Source organism: Komagataeibacter kakiaceti JCM 25156 (genome assembly GCF_000613305.1).
Genome location: NZ_BAIO01000326.1, coordinates 1 through 2,707 on the forward strand (window position 1 = coordinate 1; position 2,707 = coordinate 2,707).

A 2,707-nucleotide genomic window follows, 5' to 3' on the forward strand; every position below is an offset into this window, starting at 1 on the left:
CGCGCCCGCACGGGAATCATCGCCCCCACCGCCCGCCACGCCACCCGGCCATGCGCCGGGGGGAGTGCCCGACGCCATGATCGCTCTGTTACAGAAAATGCGTGAGACGGTGGAGAAACATTGCGATGATGTGGGCGACCGCTTCGCCACTGAAGCCTGAGCATGCATCGGGGGGAAAGTGAAGCCCGCGCCATTTACGGCAGCATGACGGAACAGGAGTATTCCGAACTGGATGAGGAAGGGGTGGAAGTCCATTCCATACCGTGGGTCCGCCGGGCCGACAGCTAGAGGGAACACGCAGGCGCACACGGCGCGGACAGCCGCCGGCCACGCGCCATGTCGGGAGCGATTTGAGATGCAGGACAGCAAGAGCAACAACGGCGCACCAGGGCGCGAAAGCCGCTTCGCGCCACGCAGGGCGGCACGGCTGGCGGCCATGGTGTGTACCGTGGCGGTGGCCATGGGCGCGGGCGTGACGCATGCCCATGCCGAAAGCCAGAACCCGGGCGCGCAGCCGGACGTGATCGGACGGTGGATGACCAAGGATCATGACGGCGTGTTCGAGATCAACCGCTGCGGGCAGGAACTGTGCGGGCGGCTGGCGGGCCTGCGTTACACGACCGAAATGCCGCGCGACAAGCGTGGTGAGCCGGAATGCAACCTGCCCATGCTGAACGGGTTCACGCCCGATTCCGATTCGCCCGGACACTGGAACGGTCGCGTGACCGACCCCGACACCGGGCATGTCTATCATGCCAAGCTGTGGGTTTCACAGAATGGTGACCTGAAACTGCGTGGTTTCGTAGGCGTACCATTATTTGGTGAAACCGAAACGTGGAGCCGCTATACCGGCACGATTGGCCCCGCGTGCAAGCTGCCCTGATGGGGCGCCAAGAATTTTAACTGACTGGGATCGCCTTTTTTCCATGAGCTGCAATATTTCGCGCCGCACGTTCACCACGGCGCTGGCCGCCACCGGCCTGCCCGTCCTGTCCCGGCGCGCCATGGCCGAGGTTCCGGACAAGCCCCGCATCATCTGCTATATCGGGGGCTATACCCAGCATGGACCACCCGGCGGCGCGGGTAACGGGCAGGGCATTTCGGTGTTTGAAATGAACCCCGACACCAGCAGCCTCTCGCCCCTCATGACCTATGTGGACATAGCCAGCCCGTCATTCCTGGTCATGTCGGCGGATTTCAAACATCTCTACGCACTCAGTGAAATCAACGATTTCAACGCGAACGGGGAAGGGTGCGTCACCGCGTTTTCCGTCAACCGTTCCAGCGGGGAACTGACCAAGCTCAATGTCGTCCGTTCTGGCGGCGCGATCCCGGCGCATCTGAGTGTTCACGCCTCGGGCAAATACGTGCTGGTGGCCAATTACATGGGCGGCACCGTGGGCGTGCTGCCCATCCATGCCGATGGCAGCCTGGGCGACCCGACCGATGTGGTGCATAATACCGGCCCACGCATGCCCGACCGCGCCAGCGACAACCCGCCGGGCAATTTCGCCATAAGCGACCATTCGTCCTCGCACGTTCACATGGTCAATTCCGACCCGTCCGGCCGCTTCGTGCTGGCGTGCGACGCCGGGCTGGACCGGGTGTATGTCTGGACGCTGGACCTTCATACCGGCCGCCTCGTCCCCGCCAAGACCCCGTTCATCAACATGACGCCCGGCTCGGCGCCGCGTCATTTCGCCTTCAACGAAAAAGGCACGATGATCTACATTCTGGGCGAGCAGGATTCGAAGGTCGTCGCCGCCACCTTCAACCCCCAGACGGGTGAGATCGTGCCCCAGCAGACCGTCAGCACCGTCACACCGCATTTCCGTGGCAGCACGCTGGCGGCGGGCATCCTGCTCTCACCCAACGGGAGATACCTGTATGTCTCGAACCGGCTGGGTGATTCGCTGGCCAGCTTCCATGTGAATGACGACGGCACGCTCAATCTGGTGGACGAGATCTGGATGCACGCCGATTACGGGCGGTCCATGATGTTCGACCCCAGCGGCAATTTCCTGTTCTGCGCCAACCAGCGCAGCGATTCGGTCACGTCCTTCCGCGTCAATGCCCAGACCGGCGTGCTGGACTTCACATGGAACTTCACCCCCGTGGGCAGCCCGACCACGTTCGCATTCATGAACACGATCTGACGCCATGGCTGGCCGTGTGCTTCGACAGGGGAGCACGGCCAGCCACGGTGGCCTTCCGGCAGTTCCGTCAGTCGCGCACAAGCGCCGCGATGTAGTTCACCGCCATGTCACGGCTTTCCCGCCAGCCGCCAAGGCCGGGCACCATTCCCGCCACATCGGTAATGCGCAGGCCGGACCGGGCCGCATACTGCCCCAGTTCGGCAGGGTGATGAACTTGCGCCAGTCATGCGTGCCGACAGGCAGCAGGCGCAGCACGTATTCCGCACCGATCTTGGCCATGGCCATGGAGCGCCATGTGCGGTTCATGGTCGAGACCACCATCACCCCACCGGGGCGCAGCATGCGCCCCAGCATGCGCAGGAAGGCCGCCGGGTCGGTGACATGCTCGATCACCTCCAGCGCGGAAATCGCATCGAAGCGCGCGTTTTCGGCCACCAGTTCCTCCGCGCTGCCGCAACGGTAGGCCAGCGGCCCGGCGGATGCGGGCAGGGGGTGCTGGCGCAGGTGCAGCCGGCCCGCCGTAATCGCCGCCTGGGAGGCATCAAGCCCGG

At 64.2% G+C, this 2,707-nt stretch carries 3 protein-coding genes and 1 pseudogene; 3 read left to right on the top strand and 1 reads right to left on the bottom strand.

Annotated elements, in window-relative coordinates; genetic code table 11:
• Positions 1-162 precede the first annotated feature (162 nt).
• From JCM25156_RS31240 to JCM25156_RS13165, 3 genes are all read left to right on the top strand, one after another.
• Positions 163-288, top strand: a complete 126-nt coding sequence (locus JCM25156_RS31240; protein WP_242402655.1) for a DUF1178 family protein — start codon at positions 163-165, stop codon at positions 286-288.
• Positions 289-355: 67 nt separating this feature from the next.
• Complete coding sequence (locus tag JCM25156_RS13160; RefSeq protein WP_025813441.1) at positions 356-883, top strand: DUF2147 domain-containing protein; 528 nt, start codon at positions 356-358, stop codon at positions 881-883.
• 43 nt (positions 884-926) lie between these two features.
• Positions 927-2,156, top strand: coding sequence for a lactonase family protein (locus tag JCM25156_RS13165; protein WP_025813442.1), 1,230 nt, complete (start codon positions 927-929; stop codon positions 2,154-2,156).
• Positions 2,157-2,223: 67 nt separating this feature from the next.
• Here JCM25156_RS13165 and ubiG read toward each other — a convergent pair.
• A pseudogene (ubiG, locus tag JCM25156_RS24340) lies at positions 2,224-2,707 on the bottom strand (bifunctional 2-polyprenyl-6-hydroxyphenol methylase/3-demethylubiquinol 3-O-methyltransferase UbiG); the annotation flags it as partial.